23 protein-coding genes, 1 tRNA gene and 1 pseudogene are annotated in these 25417 nt (G+C 68.7%); 10 read left to right on the top strand and 15 right to left on the bottom strand.

The genetic code is table 11. The annotated features are described in order from the left end of the window. Window positions 1-110 precede the first annotated feature (110 nt). Both ABZV77_RS23840 and ABZV77_RS23835 read right to left on the bottom strand, forming a co-directional pair. A complete protein-coding gene (locus ABZV77_RS23840) occupies window positions 111-1112 on the bottom strand; it encodes a nitronate monooxygenase (protein ID WP_356260305.1) in 1002 nt (333 codons plus the stop codon). A gap of 81 nt (window positions 1113-1193) precedes the next feature. Continuing rightward, window positions 1194-1493: a helix-turn-helix domain-containing protein gene (locus ABZV77_RS23835; RefSeq protein ID WP_356260302.1), complete on the bottom strand. Its 300-nt coding sequence runs from the start codon at window positions 1491-1493 to the stop codon at window positions 1194-1196. A 196-nt stretch (window positions 1494-1689) separates the two neighbouring features. Here ABZV77_RS23835 and ABZV77_RS23830 point away from each other — a divergent pair, with 196 nt between their 5' ends. Next, complete coding sequence (locus ABZV77_RS23830) at window positions 1690-2268, top strand: carboxymuconolactone decarboxylase family protein (RefSeq protein ID WP_356260299.1); 579 nt, start codon at window positions 1690-1692, stop codon at window positions 2266-2268. Between the two features lie 117 nt (window positions 2269-2385). Here ABZV77_RS23830 and ABZV77_RS23825 read toward each other — a convergent pair whose 3' ends face one another. Next, window positions 2386-2988: a TetR/AcrR family transcriptional regulator gene (locus ABZV77_RS23825; protein WP_356260296.1), complete on the bottom strand. Its 603-nt coding sequence runs from the start codon at window positions 2986-2988 to the stop codon at window positions 2386-2388. Between the two features lie 116 nt (window positions 2989-3104). Here ABZV77_RS23825 and ABZV77_RS23820 point away from each other — a divergent pair, with 116 nt between their 5' ends. Continuing rightward, complete coding sequence (locus ABZV77_RS23820; protein ID WP_356261575.1) at window positions 3105-3512, top strand: DUF4345 domain-containing protein; 408 nt, start codon at window positions 3105-3107, stop codon at window positions 3510-3512. Window positions 3513-3634: 122 nt separating this feature from the next. Here the strand turns inward: ABZV77_RS23820 and ABZV77_RS23815 are convergent, their stop codons facing one another. Next, complete coding sequence (locus ABZV77_RS23815; protein ID WP_356260293.1) at window positions 3635-4087, bottom strand: MarR family transcriptional regulator; 453 nt, start codon at window positions 4085-4087, stop codon at window positions 3635-3637. A 91-nt stretch (window positions 4088-4178) separates the two neighbouring features. On the opposite strand from ABZV77_RS23815, the gene ABZV77_RS23810 reads away from it, so the two are divergent. Both ABZV77_RS23810 and ABZV77_RS23805 read left to right on the top strand, forming a co-directional pair. After that, on the top strand, window positions 4179-4898 hold the full coding sequence (locus tag ABZV77_RS23810; protein ID WP_356260290.1) for an SgcJ/EcaC family oxidoreductase: 720 nt from the start codon (window positions 4179-4181) through the stop codon (window positions 4896-4898). Window positions 4899-4999: 101 nt separating this feature from the next. After that, window positions 5000-6625, top strand: a complete 1626-nt coding sequence (locus ABZV77_RS23805; protein ID WP_356260287.1) for a multicopper oxidase domain-containing protein — start codon at window positions 5000-5002, stop codon at window positions 6623-6625. Between the two features lie 379 nt (window positions 6626-7004). Here the strand turns inward: ABZV77_RS23805 and ABZV77_RS23800 are convergent, their stop codons facing one another. From ABZV77_RS23800 to ABZV77_RS23765, 8 genes are all read right to left on the bottom strand, one after another. Continuing rightward, complete coding sequence (locus tag ABZV77_RS23800; protein ID WP_356260284.1) at window positions 7005-7361, bottom strand: hypothetical protein; 357 nt, start codon at window positions 7359-7361, stop codon at window positions 7005-7007. 59 nt (window positions 7362-7420) lie between these two features. Next, window positions 7421-11872 carry a DUF6531 domain-containing protein gene (locus tag ABZV77_RS23795; RefSeq protein ID WP_356260282.1) on the bottom strand — a complete coding sequence of 1484 codons (4452 nt, stop codon included), beginning with the start codon at window positions 11870-11872 and terminating at the stop codon, window positions 7421-7423. A 7-nt stretch (window positions 11873-11879) separates the two neighbouring features. Then, window positions 11880-12191, bottom strand: a complete 312-nt coding sequence (locus tag ABZV77_RS23790; RefSeq protein WP_356260279.1) for a hypothetical protein — start codon at window positions 12189-12191, stop codon at window positions 11880-11882. A 65-nt stretch (window positions 12192-12256) separates the two neighbouring features. Further along, window positions 12257-13288: a hypothetical protein gene (locus ABZV77_RS23785; protein ID WP_356260276.1), complete on the bottom strand. Its 1032-nt coding sequence runs from the start codon at window positions 13286-13288 to the stop codon at window positions 12257-12259. 26 nt (window positions 13289-13314) lie between these two features. Then, on the bottom strand, window positions 13315-13962 hold the full coding sequence (locus ABZV77_RS23780; protein ID WP_356260273.1) for a hypothetical protein: 648 nt from the start codon (window positions 13960-13962) through the stop codon (window positions 13315-13317). Window positions 13963-14640: 678 nt separating this feature from the next. Next, window positions 14641-14714: transfer RNA gene (locus tag ABZV77_RS23775), tRNA-Pro, on the bottom strand. A gap of 51 nt (window positions 14715-14765) precedes the next feature. After that, the gene (locus ABZV77_RS23770) at window positions 14766-15512 is read right to left on the bottom strand and encodes a Pr6Pr family membrane protein (RefSeq protein WP_356260271.1); all 747 of its coding nucleotides are present in this window, start codon (window positions 15510-15512) and stop codon (window positions 14766-14768) included. Between the two features lie 106 nt (window positions 15513-15618). Beyond that, window positions 15619-16545 (bottom strand): metallophosphoesterase, encoded by a 927-nt coding sequence (locus ABZV77_RS23765; RefSeq protein WP_356260269.1) that lies wholly within the window; start codon window positions 16543-16545, stop codon window positions 15619-15621. Window positions 16546-16684: 139 nt separating this feature from the next. On the opposite strand from ABZV77_RS23765, the gene ABZV77_RS23760 reads away from it, so the two are divergent. Then, entirely contained in the window at window positions 16685-17149 is a 465-nt protein-coding gene (locus ABZV77_RS23760) for a GatB/YqeY domain-containing protein (protein WP_356260266.1), read from the top strand. A gap of 140 nt (window positions 17150-17289) precedes the next feature. Here the strand turns inward: ABZV77_RS23760 and ABZV77_RS23755 are convergent, their stop codons facing one another. Next, window positions 17290-19584, bottom strand: a complete 2295-nt coding sequence (locus ABZV77_RS23755; protein WP_356260264.1) for a transglycosylase domain-containing protein — start codon at window positions 19582-19584, stop codon at window positions 17290-17292. 384 nt (window positions 19585-19968) lie between these two features. On the opposite strand from ABZV77_RS23755, the gene ABZV77_RS23750 reads away from it, so the two are divergent. Next, complete coding sequence (locus tag ABZV77_RS23750; protein ID WP_030782081.1) at window positions 19969-20313, top strand: WhiB family transcriptional regulator; 345 nt, start codon at window positions 19969-19971, stop codon at window positions 20311-20313. An 80-nt stretch (window positions 20314-20393) separates the two neighbouring features. On the opposite strand, the gene ABZV77_RS23745 is transcribed toward ABZV77_RS23750, so the two are convergent. Both ABZV77_RS23745 and ABZV77_RS23740 read right to left on the bottom strand, forming a co-directional pair. Then, window positions 20394-21884, bottom strand: coding sequence for an ArsA-related P-loop ATPase (locus ABZV77_RS23745; RefSeq protein WP_356260261.1), 1491 nt, complete (start codon window positions 21882-21884; stop codon window positions 20394-20396). Beyond that, window positions 21881-22861: an ArsA-related P-loop ATPase gene (locus ABZV77_RS23740; protein ID WP_356260258.1), complete on the bottom strand. Its 981-nt coding sequence runs from the start codon at window positions 22859-22861 to the stop codon at window positions 21881-21883. Before ABZV77_RS23740 ends, ABZV77_RS23745 begins: the two co-directional genes overlap by 4 nt. Window positions 22862-22943: 82 nt before the next feature. Here ABZV77_RS23740 and ABZV77_RS23735 point away from each other — a divergent pair, with 82 nt between their 5' ends. The 4 genes and pseudogenes from ABZV77_RS23735 to ABZV77_RS23720 all read left to right on the top strand — a co-directional run. Then, window positions 22944-23105, top strand: coding sequence for a DUF4177 domain-containing protein (locus ABZV77_RS23735; protein ID WP_003975360.1), 162 nt, complete (start codon window positions 22944-22946; stop codon window positions 23103-23105). Next, window positions 23102-23572: a RidA family protein gene (locus ABZV77_RS23730; RefSeq protein ID WP_356260255.1), complete on the top strand. Its 471-nt coding sequence runs from the start codon at window positions 23102-23104 to the stop codon at window positions 23570-23572. Before ABZV77_RS23735 ends, ABZV77_RS23730 begins: the two co-directional genes overlap by 4 nt. 160 nt (window positions 23573-23732) lie before the next feature. Next, the gene (locus ABZV77_RS23725) at window positions 23733-24617 is read left to right on the top strand and encodes an NUDIX hydrolase (protein WP_356260252.1); all 885 of its coding nucleotides are present in this window, start codon (window positions 23733-23735) and stop codon (window positions 24615-24617) included. A 607-nt stretch (window positions 24618-25224) separates the two neighbouring features. After that, window positions 25225-25417 (top strand): annotated as a pseudogene (locus ABZV77_RS23720) (MBL fold metallo-hydrolase); the annotation flags it as partial.

Genomic DNA, 25417 nt, shown 5'->3' with positions numbered 1-25417 from the left:
CGTCCGCGTCGATCGGTGCCGGTCCCCACGAGGGGAGGGACCGGCACCGATACGACGCGGAGACCTTTTACATCCCGTCGGATACATCCCGTTGGATGCAATGCATCCGGTTAGAACTGCGGCACCAGGGCGCGCTTCGCCTCGGCCACGGTCCGGGCGACGATCGTCGCGGCAGGAAGAACCTCACGGACGAGCCCGGCGGACTGCCCGGCGTAGAGGGCCATCGCGTCTACGTCCCCCGCCATCCCGACGAGCGGTACGGCGTCCTCGTACCGCAGGTACTGGGCGTCTCCGGCACCTCGCGCGATGACATCGCCCTCGCCCGGCCTGCCCGAGACGGGGGAACCGGCCGCCTCCCAGGCGGACAGGGTGCTGTTGCGCAGGGACCGGTGCGGGGCGTTCGGCCAGCCGCCGTCGAAGCATCCCGTGTACCGGGCCTCTTCGGCTCGCGCGCCGACGACACGGCGCCGGTAGCTGTCGTGCGTACGTGCTTCGTCGGCCGCGAGGAACCGTGTGCCCATCCACCCGGCCTGGGCCCCGAGGGCGAGCGCCGCGGCCAGCCCCCTGCCGTCGGCTAGCCCTCCGGCGGCGACCACGGGGAGCGGAGCCACCGCGTCGACCACCGCCGGCACCAGCGGGAGGGTCGCCGTGAGCCCTCGCACGTGTCCGCCTGCCTCCCACCCCTGCGCCACCACGGCGTCGACTCCCGCATCGGCGGCACGGCGGGCCTCGTCCGGTGACCCGACGGCGTGCACGTGGAGGGCGCCCGCGGCGTGGATGCGGGCGGTGCAGGTGGCGGGGTCCCCCCAGAAGGTCGAGATGACCGGCACCCCGCCTTCCAGGCAGGCGTCCAGCCGGTCGGCGACGGGAAAGTCCAGCACCAGATTGGCCCCGAAGGGGCGCCCGGTCAGCTCACGGACCCGGTCGAGGACCGGGGCGATGTCCTCGGCGGGAGTCCAGGTGAGGGCCAGCATCCCGAGTCCACCGGCGTTGGAGACGGCGGCGACCAGTTCGGGGGAGACCGCGGAACCGATCGGCGCCTGGAAGACCGGCACGTCGACGCCGAGCCGACGGCACAAGGGGGTGGTGAGCGAGGGAAGGTACGCGGTCATGCGGGTTTTTCCTCATCTCTATCTCTGCCTCTGCCTCTGTCGCGGCAGGCGGAGGACCTCCGAGGGGGGACCTCCGGGGCCTCACCCTTCCTGGCCCGTGGAACCGGGTGCGTCGAGTTCGGCGGCCCAGCGTTCCGCCCACGCGTGCAGGCCGGTCAGCTCGTCGCGCGCCTCTCGCCCGAGTGCCGTGAGGCAGTAGCTCTCCTCGCTGCCGCGCTCCACCAAGCGGGCTTCCTGCAACTCGAGCAGCCGCTGGCGCAACACGCTCGATGACATGCCGTCGCATCGCTGCTGGAGCGCCCGGAAACCCAGTGGTCCGGCACGCAGCTCCCACAGAACCCGCAGGGTCCAGCGGCGACCGAACAGATCGAGTGCGGCCATCAGCGGGCGACCGGTGGTCGAGCCGCGAACCGGTCGCCCCGGCTTCGGGAGCGAAGACATCATCCGGCCCTCTCTTCGTGAAGCGCACCTCACGAAGCGCACTTCATGAAGTTCTTCCGGTGAAGCCTGGCGCTTCGATTTCAGAGACACTACGCTCCCCGGCATCGCTTTGAAAAGAGAAGCACCGGGAGGTTCCGTGCCCGAACGCATCACGCCGCTGGAGGCGCCCTACGCGCCGGAGACCGCGGCAGTACTACGCCGGATGATGGCGACCGACGAAGAACCCATCGCCCTGTTCCGCCTGTACGCACGCCACCAACAACTGGCCGAGGCCCTGCACGGCTGGGGTTCCTATCAGCTCAGCCGACGCATCAGCCTGGGGCTGCGCGACCGGGAACTCGTCATCGATCGCACCTGCGCCCGCTGCGGCTGCGAGTACGAATGGGGCGTGCACATAGCGCGCTTCGCACCACGCGCCGGACTCACGGATGCCCAGGTCACGTCGCTGACCCATGGCACGAGCGCGGATCCGTGCTGGACGGCGGAGCGCGACCGCCTGCTGCTCGACGCCACGGACGCACTCCACGACCACCACGACATAGACGCCGAACTGTGGACACGCCTCAGCGCGGAGTTCACCCCTGAACAGCTACTGGACCTGTTCATGCTGTGCGGCTGGTACCACGCCATCAGCTACACCGCCCGAGCCACCAGGCTCTCTCCCGAGCCCGGGGCGCCTCGGTTCCACGACGTCGGCCCCGCGGCGAACGGCTGAGCAGGCCCGTAGGCCCGTAGGCCCGCAGGCCCGCAGGCCCGCAGGCCCGTAGGCCCGCAGGCCCGTAGGCCCGCAGGCCCGCAGGCCCGCAGGCCCGCAGGCCCGTAGGCCCGCAGGTCACCAGTCGGCGGCGGGGTCAGTGGGGAGCAGCGGGCGCAGGGCCCCCACCGCGGCCCCGATGCAGGTGTCGCGCAGCTCGGTGCGGGTGCAGGTCTCACGGGTGAGCCAGTCCACGCACAGCACCTGCACGAACACCAGCCACGCCTTCAGCGCTGCGGAGACGGCGTCGTACAGGCGCTCGTCGGCGAGCGGGAGCACGCCGAGCAGACGTGAGCGCAGGGCGTCGAGCTCATCCGTCATGATCGTCTGGATGACCGGGTCCCCCGCAAGCACCCGGTTCGCGGCCAGCACGGCGTGGCGGTTCGCGATGAAGTAGTCGAGGTGGGCGTCCAGACCCTGAGTGAGCTGTTCGACGAGCGTGGCTTCCGGATCGAACCGGGTCGCCGCGAGCAGCCGGTCGGACGCCTCCTGGTACACGGCCGCGAAGAGCGCGTGCTTGCTGGGGAAGTGCCGGTAGAGCAGGGCGCGGGACACCCCGGCCTCCTTGGCCACGTCCTCCATCAGCACGTCGTCGTACGGGGCGGCGGCGAAGAGTCCCGCGCCGACGGCGAGCAGATGGGCGCGGCGATCGGCGGGAGTCAGGCGTCGGCGGGGCGGCACGCATCCAGCTTACTTACTTGACATGTGTCTACTAGGGGCGCCTAGGCTGACCCTTAGTAGACGCATGTCAACTAAAGACGCCAGGGGGAGTCCGAGTCATGCGAGTCATGCGAGTCATGGGCAGAGCACTGCGGGTGTCCGCTTGGGTGATGGGTGTCGCGTGCGTGGCGATCGGCCTGTTCCACGTGACCGGCGGCAATGCCGCGATTCCCGGCGAGGCCGACGCGGGCGCGACCCTCGACAGCCTGGGCCGGTTCTTCGGCGCGGTCTTCGCCGGGTACGGACTGGTCTGGCTGTGGGCGGCCCGGCAGGATCCCGTCCCGGCGCGCGTGGTGCGGTGGCTCGCCGCGGTGTTCCTGCTGGGTGGCGTGGGGCGGCTGCTGTCCCTGGCCGTGCACGGGTGGCCGCACCCGTTCCAGGTGGTCCTGACCGTGCTCGAGCTGGTCCTCCCGCCGTTCTGGTTCTGGCTGGCGGACGCCGACGAGCGCGCTTCTTCCTGCCGCCCGACGGTTCCCTCGCCCTGATCGCCGTACTGGCAGAGGTCTTCGTACTGGCATAGATCTTCGGCCACGGCGGCTGCAGCCAGGGCCAGGGTCAGGACCTGGGTCAGGGGCAGGGCCTGGGACGGACCGCTCGCCGACCGGCTTCACTGATCGCGCAGTTCCTCGGCGGCTTCTTGGTACGCCTCGGCGGCACGGGCGAAGTAGTCGAAGAGGACGTCCACCTGGTCCGGTTCGTACCCGCCGAGAATCTGTCCGATCTTCTGTCGCGCGGGGGCCATGACGCGGTCCAGGTCCGCGGGTTCGCCGACCGGCTGGACCGTCACCTTGCGCCGGTCGCCGGGGTCGGGCACGCGGCGTACGTAGCCCGCCTGCTCCAGGCGGTCGATGAGGCGGGTGGTCGGCCCGGTCGTCAGGCCGGTGCGCGCGGAGAGCTCGCCCGGCGTCATCGCGCCCGTCAGCTGAAGGATGTTCAGCGCGTACAGATCGGTGGCTCCGAGCCCGCAGGCCCGGGCGCTCGCGTGGCTGTGGAGCAGCACCGCACTGAGGTACTGGCGGAAGATCTGGCCCGCATCGGGGCGCATTGACGGCGTTGACAAGGGCTTCCTCACTCCCTAATCTCTTCGTCAAGGAAGAGAAATCTTCGGCGCAGTAACTTCTCCCATGAAGTTATCACGGGAAGGTGTGCCCATGGACGCCACGATCACTCCGCAGTCCGAGCAGTCCGAGCAGACCACGAGCGGCCAGGACGAGCCTGCCACCGCCGCTCCGGCCCCGAAGAACCGCCGTCGCCGTCGCCGCCGCGTCAAAATCATTCTGGGGGTCACCGCGCTGACGCTGGTCGCGGTCGCGGGCGGCGGATATCTGTGGCTCAACGCCGTCTCCGACGCGAAGAACCTCGGTACGAGCGACTGCAACGCGGTCAAGCCCCAGGTCACCGCCACCCCGGCAGGCGTCGCGAACGCGGACGACCAGCGGGCGGTCTGCCGCACCCTGCGCTCGATGAAGGACGCGTGGGCCCGGCACGACGCCACCGCGTACGGCGACCAGTTCACCAAGGACGCCACGTACACCAGCTACGTCGGTACGGCCTACCAGGGCCGCCGCGACATCACCGAGGGCCACCGCGCCCTGTTCGGCGGCTTCCTCAAGGGGACCAAGCTCTCCGACTCGTGGCTCGGCATCCGCTTCTACGGCCCCGACGCCGCGGTGGCCACCAGCCGCGGCGACACCTACGAGGGCGGAGAGCCGAAGGCGGCCGACCTCTCGAAGACGCAGACCTACACCCTGGTCCGCCAGACCGACGGCACCTGGCGCATCGCCGCCTTCCAGAACACCAAGCGCCAGCGCGTCATGGAACGCATCTCGTTCCTGTTCTCCCCCGACACCAAGCCCGCGGCCGAGAAGTGAGCCCGCACGAAGGCAGCGCCCACGACCTGCCGACGTGCCGACTGCCGACCTGACGGCCGCCGAATCAGAACGCCATGAACGAAGAGGACAAGAAGACCCACATGTCGCCCCGAACCAAAGCCCGCACCCAAGACCGCACCCAAGCCCGAACCAAGGCCCGGCTCAAGCGCCCGAGCCGTCGCACCGTACTCACCATCGGCAGTATCGCCACGGTCACCGGCCTCGGCTGGGGTGCCAACTGGCTGACCGCGTACAGCAGTCACCAGCGCAGCAACGTCGGCAAGCTCGGATTCCGCAACCCGCTGCGCATCCCCGAACTGCTCGACCCCACTGCCTCACGCGACGGCAGCAGACGGTACGAACTGAACCTCGCGCCCGGAAAGTCGCGGTTCCTGCCCGGCAAACAGACCGCCACCTGGGGCGCGAACGGCCCCTACCTCGCCCCCACCCTGCGGGTCCACGACGGCGACCGCATAGCCATGGCCGTGCACAACGGCTTACCGGATGACACCACCCTGCACTGGCACGGCATGCACCTGCCGCCCGCGATGGACGGCGGCCCGCACCAGATGGTCGCGGCCGGTGCCACTTGGAATCCCCGGTGGACCGTGCACCAGCCCGCCGCCACGCTCTGGTACCACCCGCACCCGCACGGCTCCACGGGCACACATGTCTACCGCGGAGTGGCCGGAATGATCATCGTCGACGACGAAGTGTCCACCCACGCCGAACTGCCCGCCAAGTACGGAGTAGACGACGTCCCCCTCGTCATCCAGGACAAGAACTTCCATGACGACGGCTCGCTCGACTTCACCGAGTCCACGCTCAGCGACAACATCGCGATGGCCGACACCATCGGCGTGCTCGGCGACACCATCCTCGTCAACGGCACCTACGACCCCCACTTCGAGGTCACTACCCAGCGCGTCCGCCTCCGCCTCCTCAACGGCTCCAACGCCCGCGTGTACAACCTGGGCTTTCCCGACGACAAGGCCTTCCACCTCGTCGCCGTCGAGAACGGCCTCCTGAAGCGCCCCCGTTCCCTGGACCGGCTGCGGCTCGCGCCCGGCGAACGCGCCGAGATCGTCGTGACGTTCCGCCCCGGAGAGCGGGCGGTCCTGCGCAGCTTCCCGCCGGACCTCCAAGTCTCCTTCCCCACCGGCCGTTTCTCCGGCGGCGACGACACCTTCGACCTCCTCCAGCTACGGGCCGCCCAGAGCCTGAAGCCCTCCCCTCAACTGCCCACCCGCATCGACGGCGCACCCGCCGACATCACCGTCCCCGCCAACGCCAAGAGCCGGAAGTTCGAACTCCTCGGCGTCGAGATCAACGGCAATTCCATGGACATGAACCGCGTCGACGAAGTCGTCCCTGCCGGGGCCACCGAGATCTGGGAAATCGCCCGCGGCGACGGCACGGTGCACGCCTTCCACGTCCACGGCGCCACGTTCAACGTCCTGGACATCGACGGCGAAGAACCGCCCGCCTACATGCGCGGCCCCAAGGACACCGTCTATCTGCACGGCAGCACGACCAGGCTGGCGGTCAGATTCGACGACCTCACCGACGAACGGACGCCGTACATGTACCACTGCCACGTCCTGGCCCACGAGGACGCGGGCATGATGGGCCAGTTCCTGGTAGTAGATCCCGGCCGCGAGAACAAGGCACCCACGACCATCACCTCCACGAAGCCCGACGCCGGCGGTTCCCACTCCCACCACTGACTGACTTCGCACCATCTGGCCTGACCTGGTGTTTCAGCTGTCGGGGTGGCGGGATTTGAACCCACGACATCTTCGTCCCGAATGAGGATCGGGTGTGATCTTGACCGGGAGTGATGTGTGGCTGTGCTGTTCAGAGGGCTGGGGCGAGGTGGTCTCGAGCGGTCCCGATGAGGCTTGGGAGGAAGATCATCTCCCAAATTTCTCCCACGCTTGGACTCTCGGGGAGCGAATCGGAAAGCGCCAGAGCGTTCACATCTGATTGCTCGTGCATATACTTGTGGCAGTGTGCGCCCCTCGTGCTCGCCGCACAGAGTGTGCCTCTCGGATGCGCAATGTGAATACCGAGTATCCACGGAGCGCATTCTTGTGAGGCGATCCGTCACTTGACCCCTCGAAGAGGGCCAAAATGTGATGGCGCATCGAGCCATTCATAATCTTCATGCCATTTGCAGCCTCCGGCGTAAATTTTCCCAATTCCGCCGTTGATCAGGAAAAGCTTGCATGGAACGCCGTACTCGATGGAAGCGCCTGCAGGTAGGTCCTTCTCTGAGATCGGGAGCTCGTCAATAGTGAGCTCATTCAACTCATTCGGGAGCTCCATGTGGCGAACTCTCGAAAACAGCACGTCGATGCGCTTGTCCATGTCATCTCGCTGCCCGCTTCGCAGCAAAAGCTGCGCATAGCTGAACGTGTAGTGCCAAACCTGAAAGCTGCGTTCCCAGCTAGCGATTTGCATTCTTGATGCTCCGTATTCATTCGCGCGCTCATTCACGTGCCACACGGCCTTGCGGTGCCCTAAACTATGCCCGCGGCGCGGCGCAGTGCGGCAAGGTCTGGCAGGGTCAGATGGGCCCGCTCGCCATTATGCCAGAAAGTTATGGAGCGCCAGTTCCTGTCGCCGAGTCGCACAGATTCTCCCAGCATGTGCATCTCACGTTGTGTCGTGATCCAATTTCCGCCGACTCGCCCAGCCTTATAGAAGTCCTCAAATAGCTCCTGCGGCGTCCCCTTCTTGCCGCTCTCCATCATGAATCCGTCCAGCCGTACGTGAATATTTCGGCTCGGCTGCTCGTGCACGATATTCCGCACCAGGGCCAACACGTCGTTTCTGTCATGGATATGCATCAGATTCCTGAATCCATGTTCATCCGCGAATCGCGCTAGCTCCCCCTTGTTACTCAGCCCCAGGGCGAGGCAAGGCGCCAGGCCCATGGGGTCCGCCCATGCCGTGGGGTTGCGCACGTACGTAACCGTGTTGGGGGCTGGGGTAAGGCCGAGCGGGTCGGGTGTGAGATAGCGGGCGGTGGCAGGGTCGTAGTAGCGGTGAACGTTGTAGTGATGGCCAGTTTCCCGGTCGAAGTATTGCCCCGGGAAACGCAAGGGGGTGTATGCGGAGCTCTGTCGAGACCAAGTAGTAGTGCCCCACAGGCTGGTGCGCGTGTGCCACGCAATGTTGCCGTCGGTGTCGATGAGCTCAGTCGGGGTGCCGACGAGGTCTGTGGCTATCGCGAAGAATCGGGCATCGATCTCTTCCTGCGTGATCGCATCCAGACGGCGTTCTGTCTGCCCGACCGGGTGCAGGCCATCGTGGTCCCAGGTGAGGGCGACGGAGCTCTGCCGTTGTTCCGGAGCGGTGGTGATTTCCTCGATGAGGACCGAGCCGGTCCAGGTGAACGTGGTCTGCTCGACGGTCGAATCGCCATTCTCAGCGAGACACAACTTCGCCGTTCGCCGCCCGAGAGGGTCGTAGGTATAGCGCCAGCGAGTTCCGTCAGGTGTGGTGACCTCCGTAAGTTGGTTGTCGGAGTTCCAGACGTAGTGCCAGGCGTCGGGCTTGCGGGAGAGGCGAGTCTTCTGCCGTAGCGTAAGGCGGCCGGCGGCATCGTATTCGTAGCGGATACTCCCCGCAGTGCTGAGACGGGTGCCGTTGTAGTTCCGCTCGCCGCGGGCGTCGTCTGAGCCGGTATCTGGCCAGGCAGCCGAGGTTTGGTTGCCGACAGCGTCGTAGGCGTAGGTCTCGGACCACTTGTGTGCGCTCACACCCGTGACCCGGCCAAGCGGGTCGAGGTCGTAGCGGCTGGGGCCGTTGCGGCTGTCCTCCAGGAGCGCGAGGTAGCCATCGGCTCGGTAGCTGTAGTCGCGGGTGCGCGAGGTGCCTGTCCCACCGACCAGGCGTTGCTGGGTCAGGCGGCCGTTGGGGTCCCAGGACTGCGCAATGGTCAGGGTGCCATCCTCCAGGGTGCGCAGAAGTTCCTGCCCGGCGAGGTCGTGGCTGGAGCTGAGGGCATGCCCGGTGGGAGTGACCAGTTCGGTGCGGTTACCTGCCGCGTCGTACGCGTAGCTGGTCGTGGCACCCGTCGGCGTCGTGCGCCGCACGGGGCGCCCCACGGCGTCATAGGTGTGTCGGACGGTACGCCCGTCGGTCGCCTCAGCGGTGAGGCGACCTGCGGAGTCGTACGTAAGGGCCAGCTCGTGGTCCGTGTTGGCGGCTGCCTGCATTCGCCCGGCCGGATCGTAGCTGTACCGAGTGAGGAGTCCGGCGGCGTCCTTCTCCGTGAGCCGACCGAGCGCGTCGTAGGTGTAGCCGACGACGTCGCCGAGGGGAGTGGTGCGTGCGGTGGTGCGGCCTGCGGCATCGTGGGTGTAGGTGATGGTGCGGTCGTCGAAGTCGGTCTCGGCCGTCAGGCGACCAGCCGGGTCGTAGGTGTAATCCCAGTTCAGGCCCTGAGGGTTGGTGACCTGTGTCAGGCGTAGCTCGAGGTCGTGGGTGAAGGCGTAGCGGCTGCCGTCGGGATCGACGCGGGCAGTCAGAAGGTCGAAGGCGGTGTATTCGAATGTGGTTGTCTGGCCGAGCGCGTCGGTGCGGGTCAGGCAGTTGCCTTCGCCGTCGTACGTCCACAGCTGCACCGCGCCGCCTGGATCCTGCTGCCGGGCGAGCTTGCCCTCGGGTGTCCACTCCAGGCGGGTTATCGAACCGAGCGGGTCCGTGATGGAGGTCGGGCGGCCGAAGGTATCGCGGGTGTAACTGGTCACCGCGCCCAGAGGGTCGATGACCTTCCGCGGCAGGCCCGCCCTGTCGCACTCGATACGAGTGGTATTGCCAAGCGCATCAATGACGGTGCTGAGGTGGCCTTCGGGCGTGTGGGTGCAGCGGATTGCGGCGCCGGTGGGGTCGGTCACCGCCGTCAGGTTGCCGCGGGTGTCGTACTCGCGGCGCCAGGTGGCGCCGTCGGCGTTGACAGCCTCGACGGGCAAGCCGAGATCGTTGTGGGTGACCGTGATCGTGTGGCCGTCGGGGCGGATGACGCCGGTCGGATGACCGCGGTCGTCGTAGGTGTACCTGGTGGTGTGGCCGAGTGGGTCGGTGACCGCGATCCGCCGCTGATCCTCGTCCCAGTCCTGGTGTGTGGTGTTGCCCAGGGGGTCGGTCTCGCGGATCAGGCGGTAGGCGTCGTTGTGCTCGTAGCAAATCGTGTGGCCGAGCCCGTTGGTGACGCGCGTCGTGTGCGCTGCTTCGTCGTAGGACAAAGTGCCGGAGAGGAAGCCGTCGCTGCCCTCAGTGCGGACGACGCGGCTCTGCTCGTCGTAGGCGTACGTGTAGGTGGTGTTGTTGCGGTCGGTCCACGAGGTGATGCGGCCCTCGGCGTCGTAGGTGAACCGAAGCGGCAGGCCGGAGGAGTTGGTGACCTCGGTCAGGTCCCCCTGGGCGTCGTAGCCGTACGAGACGAGGGGCGTGCCGCGGCCGTCGGGTTGTTCCGGGTCGAGCAGGCGTAGGCCGCTGATGCGGGGCAGGTCGCTGTGGTGGTCGAGGGCGATGCGGTAGCCGCCGCTGTGGGCGACCTCCACCGGGGTGCCGTCGGCGGTGTAGTGGACGGTGACGCGTTGGCCGTTGCGGTCCACGATGGCCTGCAGGGGCAGATCGACCGCCTGTCCGTCATCGGCGGGGCACGGGGAGTGGAAGACGTAGGCGAGGCCGGTGTCGGGATCGGTGAGGCGCAGGGCGCCCTCGACCTCGGTGTCCCAGGTCAGGGGCATTCGGGGGCCGAGCTCGGGGTGGACGGGAGCCTCTCCGTCGGGCGCGGGGAGCGGGTAGCTCAGCCGGGCACCGTCGGGCGCGGCGTAGGTGATCCCGTCCTCGTCGACCTGGAGGCGCTGGTCGAGGGTGGAGGCCCAACTGGGGCCGAACCAGCCGCCCCATCGGTACGACGAGAGGTGCGTGCGTTCCAGCACCAGGGGCAGGGTGCCCGGCAGCTGGACGTCGGTCTGGGGCAGCAGCATGTCGCCGGTGGCGACGTCGATCGGGTCCAGGTCGCACTTCTTGAGGACTGCCTTGATGGAGGCGGGCAGCTTCTCCCATTCCGAGGGGCGCAGCTTGAGCCGGGACAGGCCCGAGCCGTCGAGCCCCAACGTCTTGCCGAACTTGGCGAGTTCGCTGGGCTTGAGCTTGCCCAGGCCCTTGCCGAGGAGCTTGCCCAGGCCACCGATGCCGACCCCGAAGGCAGCACCCATGGCCAGGGTCTCCGCCAGCTTGTCCGGGTCCTTGAAGGTCCCGGGATCCTTCAACAATGCGTCGAAGGCGGCGAACTTCATGCCCTCGCCCGCGAGTTTGCCGGCTTTGGCGATGGTCTTGATCTCGCCGAGGGCCTTCAGCGCACGCTCCAAGCCGCGGATCGCCTCCATCACGGTGCGGATGACCGAGGCCATGCGGGTCCCGGACTTCTCGATCCGAGCGATCAGCGCCACCACCTTCGCGGCCCGCGCACCCGCCGCGAGGTTCCCGGCGATCATGGACAGGCCGCCAGTCAGCACCATCAGGCTCAGGCTCGCGATCTCGAACTCGGCAATCTCCGCGAGGATCACACCGATCTCGCTGAGGAGTTCGTGGGCCTCGTCGGCGAAGCCGTCGAGGGCCTTGGCGCCCTTGCGTAGCGAGTCGGCCATGGCGGTGGCCTGCGTGCGGGTCGTCTTCGCCCGTTTGTGCAGGGCCTTGGCGGCCTTGCCCTCCCACTCCAGGCCCGTGAGCGCCGTCTCGGCGTCGTGGGCGGCAGCATCCAGGCCCTTGGCCAGGGCCCGCCACTGCTTGGCGATCTCGCGGATGCCGTCGGGGTCGACGGCGGGGTCGGTGATGCCGAGGAACTCCAGACCGCTGGCGAGGGTGTCGCCGAAGGCGTGGTTGGCCTTGTTGATCCAGTGCAGCGGGTTGAGGTCTTCGGCGTCGAGGTCGCCGGGGATGATGTCGAAGCCCATGTGCGGCTCAGCCCTTCTTGGCGCGGGCCGCTGCACTCAGCAGAACGTCCAGCAGGTCGAAGGCGTCGGAGACATCGCCCAGGAACTTCGCCTCGGCCTCCCACTCCTTGTGCAGGTTCGTGGTGAGTTTGGCGATGGTGTCCATGCCGTCCTGGATGTCGTCCTTGGCGCTCATCAGCGAGCCCAGCACCCCGAAGGCGGACAGATCGTGCGACGCCGCCTTGAAGTCATGCAGCGGCTTGCGGGTCTGGTGATCGACCTTGCCCAGCGCGGACGCCGCCGTGTGCAGGGCTTCCGCATCCTTCTTCAGGTCCGACATACGTGTCCGCCCCCGCGGGTCGAAATAGTTCCGTGCGTGGTGCACCGACCGGCCGACGACCTCGGTCAGCGGTTGATGGACTGGATCTCCTGCACGACGACGTCCTGTTCAGTGCCGAACACGCCATCAGGCAACTTCTGTTCGCCCTTGACCCCGGTTCCCGTCCAATGGATCTTCCAGGTGACGGTGGCCTTGAGCTGGTACGCGTCGTCGCCGGACGCCCGCAAGTACGTCACGCCGCACGGAGGGGTGTCGCCACTGTTGCCCTTGCGGTACGGCACGCCGATGCGGCCGCCCTCAATCGGGCATTGTCCGGAGGCCGGGTGTAGTTCAGCATCCGGTGTCCCCGGTTCGATCTTGAGTGCGGCGGGCTCGGCTGTGCTCGTTGCTTTGATCCCGAGCCCGGGAACGGAAGCGGTGACTGACACTGGGTTGAACTCTGCCTCCGCAAGCCACGCCCACGTCGGCAGTTTCACCGTCGACTTGTTCTGCGGCTTCAAATCAACCTTCGTACCGGGAACACGAATCTCGGAGTAGGCGAGCTGCGCGAGGATTTCCGGGGTGACGGCCTGCGGGGCGTCAGCGGGAGGCGGGTCCCCCTTGTCGACCCAGAAGGGGATCCTGTCGCAGTCCTGCGCTGCGGGGTCAGCCTCTCGCCCCTCGGTCACGAAGGCGCCCCACCAAGCTCCCTTGCCGGCTTTGTCCTTGTTGAAGTCCTTGTCAGAGTCGCCGCCCTTGTCGACGTACTGGCCCTGGGTCTTCTTGTCCCACGCTTCGGTGGTCGATGTGCCCATCCACTGGTACCGCATGTACCCCTCAAGTGACTTCGGGGTGTACTTGGGGGCGTAGTAGCAGGCAGGGGGAGTCCACGTTGCGGAAGACGAAGTGACGGGACCGGCGGAGCTGCCCTTTCCGTTCTTCGAGAAGTCGTAGACGATCCCCTTGGCCGATGCCGAGAGGGCGGGACCGCTGGCATCGCCGGAGACGCTGGCGTCGCTTCCCTGCCCGCCACCGAACGAGCCTCCTCCTCCGGGAGGTTTCTGGTCCGCGACGGCGGCAGGCGCCGCGCACAGCCAGGTCGCTCCTGCTGCGACCACGATGGCGGCGGTACGGAGGAGCCGACTCACGGCTGGCAGCCCGTCGCGCCGCGAGTGGATGCCATCTTCATGAGTTCCCAGACCCCCTGCTTGTTCTTCCTGAGCTGGGCGCTGTAGGCGACGTAGCTGTCCTTCGTCACCTTCGTCCGCTTGATCTCGTCTGTCTTGACGTCTCTGCTGAAGCCCTTGCTCTCATCGGCGCAGTATCCGATCGCCGCGCTGTCCTTGGACTTGATCTTCACGTTCCGGTCGAAATAGCGCACCGTCCCGGTGACGGTCCAGCCCGCGTCCTTGAACGACTTCGCCCAGTCCCGGGCGGCCACAGCACCCTCGCCCTCGGTGTAGAACTCCAGGGCGGGTAGCTGAGGGTCTCCAGCCACGATGGCCATGTTGAGCGCACGAATCATGTCCGCGTTGTCCCGCAGGACCGCGTCCTTGACGGAATCCCCCGCCCGTTCTGGAGTGAAGGTGAGCTTCACGTCAGAGGGCAGTTTGATCTCCGGCCGGTCGATGCCGTCCGCCGACGCGGACGGTGATGCCGACTTCTCGCTGCCCGCGTCAGCGCCGGCGATCTTGTCGTTGTCCTTGCTGTCGTCCGATCCGCCGCAGGCGGTCAGCAACAGGGCGGCGGAGGCCGTGACAGCGGCCGCCACGAGCCGGGTCGAGCGGTTCACAGTTGTCTCCGGTGAGGTGAGGGTTAGCTTGAGCGAAGCAACGCTATCCGTGACCGGTTGGTGACGGTGAGAGCGGGTCGTGCTGTGGCTGAGACGTACCGGGCATACCTGCTGATGGCGGCTGTTTTCGCCTGCATGTGGCCTCGCTGTCCGGCTGGGAAACGTCCTGATCCGGATGAAACGGCTCAGCTAAGAGTTCGACGGCGGCTTGGCCACTGAGTCCGGGGCTGCCTCGGGGCTTGCGGCCGACGCTACGCAGGAGACGTGCTGTTCCGGATGGGGTGTTTTCGGGGCCGCCCGGCTCTGCGCTCTGTTCGGCGTCCGTGGTGGTGCCCGCTGTGCTCAGTGCGGCTCACTCGGCCTCGCGGACGTGGTGAGCGTGGGTCACATGCAGCCGCTTGCGCTCGGGAGTGGTCGCCATGCGGCTGTCGCCGTCCGGTAGCGAAACGGCTCTGCCGCGGCCGGACCAGAGCCACAGTGGTGGGCAGCACTGCACCCACTTCACGAACGCTTACAGGGACAAGACGCGTTGGCAGGGTGATCAGGCTGATACGACTGCAGCCCTCCGGGAGGCCCCGACCAAGATCCTCTCCCAGGTTTCTCCCAAACGATCACCAGAGACGCAGGAAGGGCCTGACCCGCAATGCGGATCAGGCCCTTGACCTGGTACTTCAGCTGTCGGGGTGGCGGGATTTGAACCCACGACCTCTTCGTCCCGAACGAAGCGCGCTGCCAAGCTGCGCTACACCCCGATGTCGTTGCTCCACTGGCCTGCCGGGCAGGTCGTGGCGACATCGATTACTTTAGCGGACCGGCGCCCGGAGACGAAATCCGGTTTTCGGGGGACCGCTCCCGCGGCCCCGTGGGTCGGGTCGGACGCGGTCGAGGCCGACGAGCAGGAGGGCCAGCGCGTAGAAGGCCAGGCCGAAGATGACGGAGTTGCCGAGGACCCCGGCGTAGCCGTGCAGGTCGACGTCGAGGAACGGGTAGGGGTAGCGGGCCGTCGAGCCCGGGGTCATGATCGCGCCGCGGGTGAGGGCGAAGCCGAGGTAGGCGAGCGGGTAGAGCAGCCACAGCCCCGCGTCGCGGGGGCGCAGGCCGCCCGGCCTGGTGAGCAGCAGCCAGTCCAGGGCCACGGCGATCGGCGTCACCGTGTGCAGGAGCTGGTTGGAGAGGGAGTGCCAGCCCGAGAGGGCGGTGCCCTCGGTCATCGAGAAGCCGCTCGCGTCGTTGGCCAGCACGAAGTGGTAGACGAGACCGGTGATCGAGATGAAGAGGAGCGTGCCGCCCGTCACCCGGGGCGACAGCGGCGGCCGCCCCTCCCAGGCCCGCCACGCCGACAGCCCGAGCACCACCGCCACCAGCACATTGCTCTGGACCGTGAAGTAGCTGAGGACGCGCAGCGGGCTGCCGGTGGCGAGGTCGATGACGACCCCGGTCACCGCGGCGAGCACGATCAGCGCGCGGAAGGCGGCCACGAAGGGGCGGCGTACGGGCGGTACGACCGCCTCCGCAGGGACCCCCGTGGAAGAAGAAGTCGGCGCGATCATGCTTCCACGGTAAACACGCCCCCGGTCGGTCGCGCGCCGTCAGCGTCGCCTCGCGGCTTCAGCTCCGCGCCGTCAGCTTCAGCTCCGCGCCGTCAGCTCCGCGCCGTCAGCTCCGCGCCGTCAGCGTCAGCAACGTCACTTCCGGCGGGCACGCGAACCGCATCGGCGTGTAGCGGTTCGCCCCGCACCCGGCCGACACGTGGAGGTACGACGTCCGGCCCTCGGCCGCATGCCTGGAGAGGCCCTTCACGCGGTCCGTGTCCAGGTCGCAGTTGGTGACCAGGGCGCCGTAGAAGGGGATGCAGATCTGCCCGCCGTGCGTGTGGCCGGCGAGGATCAGCGGGTAGCCGTCGGCCGTGAAGGCGTCCAGCGAGCGCAGGTACGGGGCGTGCACGATGCCCATTGAGAAGTCCGCGCCCGCCTCCGGACCGCCCGCCACGTCCGCGTACCGGTCGCGCTTGATGTGCGGGTCGTCCACGCCGGTGAACGCGATCTCGTAGCCGTCGATCTTCAGCGAGCCCCGCGTGTTCGTGAGGTTCAGCCAGCCCGCCGCGTCGAAGCCGTCGCGCAGGCCCTCCCAGGGGTTGCGGGGGACGCCGACGGCGGGCGCGTTGCCGTTCAGGCCGTGCTTGCCCTGGGCCTTCTCGATCAGGTAGCGGCCGGGGTTGCGCGGCTTCGGGCCGTAGTAGTCGTTCGAACCGAACACGTACGCCCCGGGGAACTCCATCAGCGGCCCGAGCGCGTCCAGCGTCTCCGGGACGCCCTCCGGGTCGGACAGGTTGTCGCCCGTGTTGATCACGAAGTCGGGCCGCAGGCCCGCCAGCGAGCGCAGCCACCGCTGCTTCTTGCGCTGCCCGGACACCATGTGGATGTCGGAGACCTGGAGGACCCGCAGGGAACGCATCCCCGGCGGCAGCACGGGCACCGTGACCCGCCTCACCCGGAAGGAACGGGGCTCGATGCCCACCGAGTAGGCGAGGCCTGCCGCGGCCGTCGCCGTGATGCCGAGGGGTACTGCGTATCGCGCGCGCATCCCCCCATCGTGTCAGACCCCCGGCCCCCGCAATCCGCCAGGCATTGAGGGGCGGTTCAGCGGCAACAGGCGGGCAACCGGCGCGCACCCCAAGGAAATCCGTGGGCGGAGGATCGTCCGCACCTGCCACAATCAACCCATGACCACGCTCAAGTCGAAGCTGCAGGAAGACCTCACCGCCGCGATCCGGGGGCGCGACGAGCTGCGCTCCTCGACGCTCCGGCTGACCCTCACCGCGATCACGAAGGAGGAGGTCTCGGGCAAGACGGCCCGCGAGCTCTCCGACGACGAGGTGCAGAAGGTGATCGCCCGCGAGGCCAAGAAGCGCCGTGAGGCCGCGGAGGCCTTCGCCGACGGCGGCCGCGCCGAGCAGGCGGCGAAGGAGAAGGCGGAGGGCGAGATCCTCGCCGAGTACCTGCCGAAGCAGCTCACCGACGACGAGCTCCACGAGATCGTGGCCCAGGCCGTCCAGGAGGCCAAGGCCGCCGGTGCCGAGGGCCCGCGCGCCATGGGCCAGGTCATGAAGATCGTGAACCCGAAGGTCGCGGGCCTGGCCGACGGCGGCCGCGTCGCCGCCACGGTCAAGAAGCTCCTCGCGGGCTAGAGGCTCCTCGTGGGCTAGAGGCTCCTCGCGGGCTAGAAGCTCCTCGTGGGCTGAGAACCCGCCGCCACAGCAGTACGTAGATGAGGGCGCCCCCTGAAGCAGGGGGCGCCCTCATCCACGTACCGGAGAAATCAGCAGCGCTACCGCGGCCAGCCGCCGCCGATCCCGCCGCCGTGCCCGTTCCCACCGTTTCCGTTTCCGCCGTTCCCGTTCCCGCCGAGGACGTCCGGCGGGATCGTGATGTCGGGCCACGGGTTGTCGTCGTTGCCGCCGCCCCCGCCGCCGTTTCCGTTGCCGCCGCCGTCACCGCCCGGCCTGCCGTCGTCGTCCCCGCCGTCGTCCCCGCCGCGGTCCCGGTCACGGCCCTTGCCCTTGTCCCCGCCGGGGATGTGGACGGTGTTGAAGTTCGGCGCAGGCTTGCCCGCGAGGGCGCCGCTCATCGCGTCGCGCCAGATCGGGCCCGGCACCTCGCCACCGAAGACCTTGCCGTAGGGGACGCCGCCGATGGTGATGTCGACCATCTGCCGCTTGTGCTGCGGGTCGCCGACCCAGACCGCGCCCGACATGTTCGGGGTGTAGCCCACGAACCAGGCTGCGTAGCGGAAGTCGGTCGTACCCGTCTTGCCCGCGCTGGAGCGGGAGCCGAGACCGGCCTGCTTGCCCGTACCGTCCTCGACCACGCCCTTCAGGAGCGTGTTGATGGTGTCGGCGGTCCGCTCGGACATCGCGCGCGAGCACGTCGACTTCGGCACCCGCAGCGACTTGCCGCCGATCGTCGCGATCGACTCGATGGCGATCGGCGTGCAGTACGTGCCGCGCGAGGCGAACGTCGCGTACGCGCCCGCCATCGTCAGCGGCGACATCTCCTGCGTGCCGAGGGCGATCGACGGCGCCTGGATCATCTCCTTGCCGTCGGCGCGCTCGACGCCCATCTTGGCGGCGAGCTTCGTCACCGGGCAGATGCCGATGTCGCCGATGAGCTGCACGTAGTAGGTGTTGACCGACTTCGCGGTCGCTTCCCGCATGCCGTACGGGCCGACCTCGGCCTCGTTCTCGTTGGTCAGCTTCGCGCCGCCCGAGTTCACCCAGTCCTTGCCGTCGCACGCGGACACGCGCTGCGGATAGGGCATCTCGTACGGGGACGAGTAGCTCTGCCCGGCCGACTTGCCGCCCTCCAGGGCGGCCGCCGCGACGATCGGCTTGAACGTCGAACCGGGCTGATAGCCCGCGCCGCCGCCCATGGAGTCGTCCACGGAGAGGTTGATCGTGGTCTCGTCCTTCTTGAAGCCGTAGGGACGGGACTGGCCCATGCCCAGGATCTTGCCCGTGCCCGGCTCGACGATGGTGGCGGCGGTCGCAACGTCGTCGGTCTTGTTCACGTGATTCTTTATCGACGCCTGCACCGAGTCCTGTGCCTGCGGATCCAGCGTCGTACGGACCTTCAGACCGCCCCGGTTCCAGACCTTGGCCCGGTCCTCCTTGGTCTTGCCGAAGACCGGGTCGTTGAGGAAGACCTCGCGCACGTAGTCACAGAAGAAGCCCGCGCCGCTGACCGAGGTGATGCAGCCGTTCTTGGGGCGGCTCACGTTCAGCCCGAGCTGGGTCTTCTTGGCCTCGTCGGCCTGCCCCTGCGAGATGTCGTGCGTGTCGGCCATCCGCTGGAGCACCACGTTGCGTCGCTTGGTGGCCTCGGCCGCGTCGTTCACCGGGTCGTACCGGCTGGGCGACTGCACGATGCCCGCGAGGAGCGCGGCCTCCTGGACCTTCAGGTCCTTGGCGTGCTTGGAGAAGTACCGCTGGGCCGCGGCCTCGATGCCGTACGCCTGCTGACCGAAGTAGGTGATGTTCAGGTAGTTCTTGAGGATGCGCTTCTTGCCGAGCTTGTCCTCGACCTGAATCGCGTACTTCAGCTCGCGGACCTTGCGGCCGATCGTCTGCTGGGTGGCCTCGGCGACCTTCGTCGGGTCGTCACCGGCCTCCTCCACGAAGACGTTCTTCACGTACTGCTGCGTGAGCGTGGATGCGCCCTGCGAGACGCCGCCGCTCTGCGCGTTCTGGTTGACCGCGCGGAGGATGCCCTTGAGGTCGACCGCGCCGTGCTCGTAGAAGCGGGCGTCCTCGATCGCGACGATCGCCTTCTGCATGTACGGCGAGATGTCCTTGAGCGGGACGACCGTGCGGTCACGCGAGTAGACCGTGGCGATCGATCCGCCCTTGTTGTCCAGGATCGTGGTGCGCTGACTGAGCGGCGGCTGCTTGAGGTTGGCGGGGATCTCGTCGAACCCCTCGACCGAGCCCTTGGCCGCGAGGCCCAGCGCTCCGGCCGCGGGCAGGGCGATCCCGGCCAGCACCGCACCCGCCAGGACGCTGACTCCGAGGAACTTCGCGGCCTGCTGAGTTGGTGACAGACCACCGCCCGAGCGCTTCTTTCCCATGAGGGCAGCCTACGTTCTGATTCGCCGGACAGGCCTTAATGCCTTGGCCTAAGCTGCTCCCAACTGTCACAGCAGTGTGGTTCGGCAACAAGCCCTGCATCGCTCCCGAATCCGACGGAATCATGTCCGAATTCGCCTCATGTGGCGCTCGGTGTCCGTTGTGACTCAACTGAACTGTCCCGGAATGCCGGGTTCCTCACGGATGTCGCCCGCTCACTCCGTCGGGTGATCTGCCGCTTACGCATAGTCCGTTCGGGCCATCCAAGATTGGGCCCGAAGGGGGTGTTGCGCTGTGCCCACCTTCCGTAACGTCCTCAACTGGCGGCGGTGCATATGCCGCTGCCGCCGTGGGGGAGCCTCGATTCGGGAGAGGACGGCGCCGGTATGGGCTGGGTAACCGACTGGAGTGCGCAGGCGGCCTGCCGCACTACCGATCCGGATGAACTGTTCGTTCAAGGAGCAGCGCAGAACAGGGCCAAGGCGGTGTGCACCGGATGTCCGGTGCGGACCGAGTGCCTGGCCGACGCGCTGGACAATCGCGTCGAGTTCGGCGTGTGGGGTGGCATGACGGAGCGAGAGCGTCGCGCATTGCTGCGCAGGCGTCCCACCGTCACCTCATGGCGCAGGCTCCTGGAGACTGCGCGCTCGGAGTACGAGCGTGGCGCGGGCCTGCTGCCCGTGGACTTGGAGGACGAGGAGACGTACGAGAGCTACGCCGCGGTCGGGTAGGCCGTCGGGGCGAGATGAACACACGGGCGGGGCGCTGAGCCCCGCGACCGGGCATCCGGGCCGATGAACCCCACGTTCCGTCAGCCTGCCAGCCGGTCTCCTACGGCCCGGAGCCCAGCAAGGTCATGCACATCGCCGGGCAGCGCGGCCACTTCGGCCACCGCCACCTCGGGGTGGAGCGCGGTGAAGCGGTCACGCGTGCGCTGCTCACGGTCGAGCAGCTGCATGCGCTCCGCGTGCAGCCGCAACAGACCCGCGGTCAGCTGCTCGACGGACGGGTCCTCTGAAGGGGCCTTGGACGGATCCTCTGCGGAGTCTTCGGACAGGTCCTCTGCGGAGGTCTTGGACGGGCCCTTGGGCGGGGCATCGGAAATCTCGGGGTCCTCGGAAGGCTCGGGGTCCTCGGGAAGCTCGGCGTCCTTCGGGGCCTCGGAAGGTGCTGGATTCGCCGAACCGGAAGGCGCGGGATTCTCTGAAGTGGCGGAAAACTCGGGGGAGTTACGAACTCCTACCTTCCCGTCCTCCTGATCCACAATGCGGCTCTCCTCAAGATTTTCCGCGGCGGCCAGCGCCCGCTCGGCCGACAGCTGAGCGGCGCCGCTGCCGTGCACGCGGTTCAGCACGAGACCCGCAAGCGGCATGTCGTCCGCGGCCAGGCGCTCCACGAAGTACGCGGCCTCCCGCAGCGCGTCCCGCTCCGGCGACGCCACCACCAGGAACGCCGTGCCGGGCGCCTGCAACAGCCGGTACGTGGCATCGGCCCGCGTGCGGAAACCGCCGAACATGCTGTCCATGGCCGTCACGAACATCTGCACGTCACGCAGCAGCTGACCGCCGAGCAGCTTGCCGAGGGCCCCCGTCATCATCGACATCCCGGCGTTCAGGAACTTCATCCCGGCCCGGCCGCCCACCTTCGCCGGGGCCATCAGGAGCCGGATCAGCTTCCCGTCCAGGAAGGACCCGAGGCGCTTGGGGGCGTCGAGGAAGTCGAGCGCCGAGCGCGAGGGCGGCGTGTCCACGACGATCAGATCCCACTCGTCCCGGGACCGCAGCTGCCCCAGCTTCTCCATCGCCATGTACTCCTGCGTGCCCGCGAAGCCCGCGGAGAGCGACTGGTAGAAGGGGTTGTTGAGGATCGCCTTGGCGCGCTCCTTGTCCGTGTGCGCCTCCACGATCTCGTCGAAGGTGCGCTTCATGTCGAGCATCATGGCGTGCAGCTCGCCGGTGCCGGTGCCGGTGCCGGAGTCGGAGCCGGAACCCGCCGCCCCGTCGTTGTTCCCGATGGACTTCACCCGCCGCGGCACGTTGTCAAGCGAGTCGATGCCCATGGACTGCGCGAGCCTGCGCGCAGGGTCGATGGTGAGCACGACGACCTTGCGGCCCCGCTCCGCCGCGCGCAGCCCGATGGCCGCCGCCGTGGTCGTCTTGCCGACGCCTCCGGAGCCGCAGCACACCACGATCCGCGTCTTCGGATCGTCGATCAGGGCGTCCACGTCCAGCGTGCGGTCGGGGCCCAGGGGCCGTGCCGTTTCCTGGGGCGTGCGGTCCCTGGTCGTGCGCTCCCTGGTCATGCGATCCCTTGCTTCCGCAGTGCCGTGGCGAGCTCGTAGAGGCCCGCGAGGTCCATCCCGCCCGCGAGCAGCGGGAGTTCGTGCAGGGGGCGGCCGAACTCGGCCAGCTGGGCACGCTGGTCGCGCTCCAGGGCGTACCGCTCGGCGTACTCCGCGGCCTGCTCCAGGAGCGGATCGACCAGCCGCTCCGCACCCCCGCCGCGCCGCGCCCCGCCGAGCCCGGCGGCCGACAGCGTCTTGGCGATGGCCGTACGGGGCGTGCGGTCCAGGCCCAGCTCCAGGGAGGCGTCGCCCAGCAGGGCGGGGCGCACCATGTTGACGATGACCCGCCCCACGGGCAGCTGTGCGGCCTGCAGCTCGGCGATCCCGTCCGCGGTCTCCTGGACCGGCATCTCCTCGAGCAGGGTCACCAGGTGCACGGCCGTCTCGGGCGACTTCAGGACCCGCATGACGGCCTGCGCCTGATTATGTATCGGCCCGATCTTCGCGAGCCCGGCGACCTCGTCGTTCACGTTCAGGAAGCGCGTGATGCGACCGGTCGGCGGGGCGTCCATCACGACGCAGTCGTACGTGTACCGCCCGCGCTTGTCCTTCCGGCGCACGGCCTCACAGGCCTTGCCGGTCAGCAGCACGTCCCGGAGTCCCGGCGCGATGGTGGTCGCGAAGTCGATGGCCCCGAGTTTCTTCAGGGCGCGTCCCGCACCTCCCAGTTTGTAGAACATCTGGAGGTAGTCGAGCAGCGCGAGCTCGGGATCGATGGCGAGGGCGTACACCTCCCCGCCCCCGGGAGCGACGGCGATCTTCCGCTCCTCATAGGGCAGCGCTTCGGTTTCGAAGAGCTGCGCGATGCCCTGCCTGCCCTCGACCTCCACGAGGAGGGTGCGTTTGCCCTCCGTCGCGAGGGCGAGCGCTAGGGCTGCGGCCACCGTGGTCTTGCCGGTACCGCCCTTGCCACTGACGACCTGGAGCCTGCTCACCCTTCCGAGCCTAACCAGTCGCCGCCCGGACCATGCAGGAGCCCACCCTGAGCAGCTCCTCACAGCGACTACAGTCGGCCATATGACCAAGTGGGAATACGCAACCGTGCCTCTGCTCGTCCACGCCACGAAGCAGATTCTGGACACCTGGGGCGAGGACGGCTGGGAGCTCGTCCAGGTCGTCCCCGGGCCGAACAACCCCGAGCAGCTCGTGGCCTACCTGAAGCGGGAGAAGCAGGCATGAGCGGCGCAGTCGAGGCCCGCATCGCCGAGCTCGGACTGACGCTGCCGGAGGTCGTGCCGCCGCTGGCGTCCTACCAGCCTGCCGTCCAGTCCGGGGTGTACGTCTACACCGCGGGCCAGCTCCCGATGGTGGAGGGCAAGCTCGCGGTGACCGGCAAGGTCGGCGCCGAGGTGACCCCGGAGGAGGCCAAGGACCTGGCCCGCACCTGCGCGCTGAACGCGCTGGCCGCGGTCAAGTCGGTCGCCGGTGACCTGGACCGCATCGCGCGCGTCGTGAAGGTCGTCGGCTTCGTCGCGTCGGCCCCGGACTTCACGGGCCAGCCCGGCGTGATCAACGGCGCGAGCGAGCTCCTCGGCGAGGTCCTCGGCGACAAGGGCGTGCACGCCCGCAGCGCCGTGGGTGTCGCCGTGCTGCCGCTGGACGCTCCGGTCGAGGTCGAGTTCCAGGTGGAACTGACGGAGGCGTGAGCGGTTCAGTGAGCTGCTCAGCGGTTCGGTGAGCTGCTTCTCGGGTGGCTTTCTGAGTGATTTTCGGCCGTTCGGGGGTGCCGGTATTGCGTACCGGGGCCCCTGTAGGCACCGGTAGTTGCCTCTCGAACATCAGCTCACCAGGGGATAGCCTCCGCCCATGGCAAATGGGCAGTGGTACCCCCCGGAGTGGCCCGACCGCATTCGTGCCCTCGCGAGCGGTGAGCTGACACCGGCGACTCCGCGCCGCGCCGCCACCGTCATGCTGCTCAGGGACGGGCGGGACGAGGCGGGGAACGGCGCGCCGGAAGTACACATGCTGCGCAGACGCGCCTCCATGGCCTTCGCCGGAGGCGCGTACGCGTATCCGGGCGGTGGCGTCGACCCGCGCGACGACGATCACCTGGTGCGCTGGGCGGGCCCCACGCGCGCGTCCTGGGCGGCCCGCCTCGGCGTCGACGACGAGGCCGCGGCCCAGGCGATCGTCTGTGCCGCGGTCCGCGAGACGTACGAGGAAGCGGGCGTCCTGCTCGCCGGGTCCGGCCCAGAGACGGTCGTCGGCGACACCACCGGCGACGACTGGGAGGCGGACCGTGAGGCCCTGGTGGCCCGCGACCTCTCCTTCGCCGACTTCCTGAACCGCAGGAACCTTTGTCTGCGCAGCGATCTGCTGGCCGCGTGGGCGCGCTGGATCACTCCGGAGTTCGAGCCCAGGCGCTACGACACGTTCTTCTTCGTGGCCGCGCTGCCCGAGGGCCAGCGCACGCGCAACGCCTCCACGGAGGCCGACCGCACGGTCTGGATCCGCCCTTCGGAGGCGGCCGCCCGCTACGACGACGGCGAACTCCTGATGATGCCGCCCACCATCGCGACCCTGCGGGCCCTGAGCCCCCACCAGTCACCCCGCGCGGCCCTCGCCGCGGCCCCGTCCCAGGACATGACTCCGGTGCTGGCCCAAGCCCGCCTGGAGAACGACACGCTGGTGCTCTCCTGGCCGGGCCACGACGAGTTCACCAAACGGGTGGGGGCGGGCGGCGAGCAGTGAGGGCGAGCGACGCGGAGGGGCGCCCCGCGCGGTCCCGCACTGGCCCTCACCGGTCCGCAACCGCCCCTCACTGCCCCGCGCCCAGTCCGCACGGCGCCGCACCGGCCCACAACGGCCTTTCACCGGCCCGCGCGGCTCCGCACCAGCCCGCGCGGCTCCGCACAGCCCCGCAACCGCTCCTCGCCGCCCCGCAACGGCCCTTCACCGGCCCGCAACCGCCCCTCACTGCCCTGCAACTGCCCCTCACCGCCCCTCACCGCCCCGCACCAGTCCGCAACGGCCCCGCACCAGCCCGCGCGGCGCCACACCGGTCCGCAACCGCCCCTCACCGGCCCTGCACCGCCCTGCAACCGCCCCTCACCGCCCCGCACCAGTCCGCAACGGCCCCGCACCAGCCCGCGCGGCTCCACACCGGTCCGCAACCGCCCCTCACTGCCCTGCAACCGCCCCTCCCCGCCCCGCGCGGCTCCGCGCCCACCGCCCACCCGCGCCGTAGCCGAACTCGATCCACCCCCAGACCCGTCCCGACCCGTCCCGTCCCGTCCCGACCCGCCCCGACCCGCCCCAGGCCCCTCCAGGGCCCGCTCCCGACAGGAGTCACCCCCGCATGACCGATGCCGCCGCCCTCCCCGGCCAGCCGCGCGGCGGAGTCCTCAGCGGCCCCGCCACCACCCGCGCGGTCAACGTCCTCGCGCCCAACCCCTCGGCGATGACCCTGGACGGCACGAACACCTGGATCGTCTCCGAGCCCGACTCCCCGCTGGCGGTGGTCATCGACCCGGGCCCGCTGGACGACGCCC

Origin of the sequence: Streptomyces sp. NPDC004732, assembly GCF_040609235.1 — a bacterium.
In the GTDB taxonomy this organism is placed as follows: Bacteria; Actinomycetota; Actinomycetes; order Streptomycetales; family Streptomycetaceae; genus Streptomyces.
The sequence above is the reverse complement of the archived record's forward strand: the minus strand, read 5'-3'. Positions and strand labels throughout refer to the sequence as shown.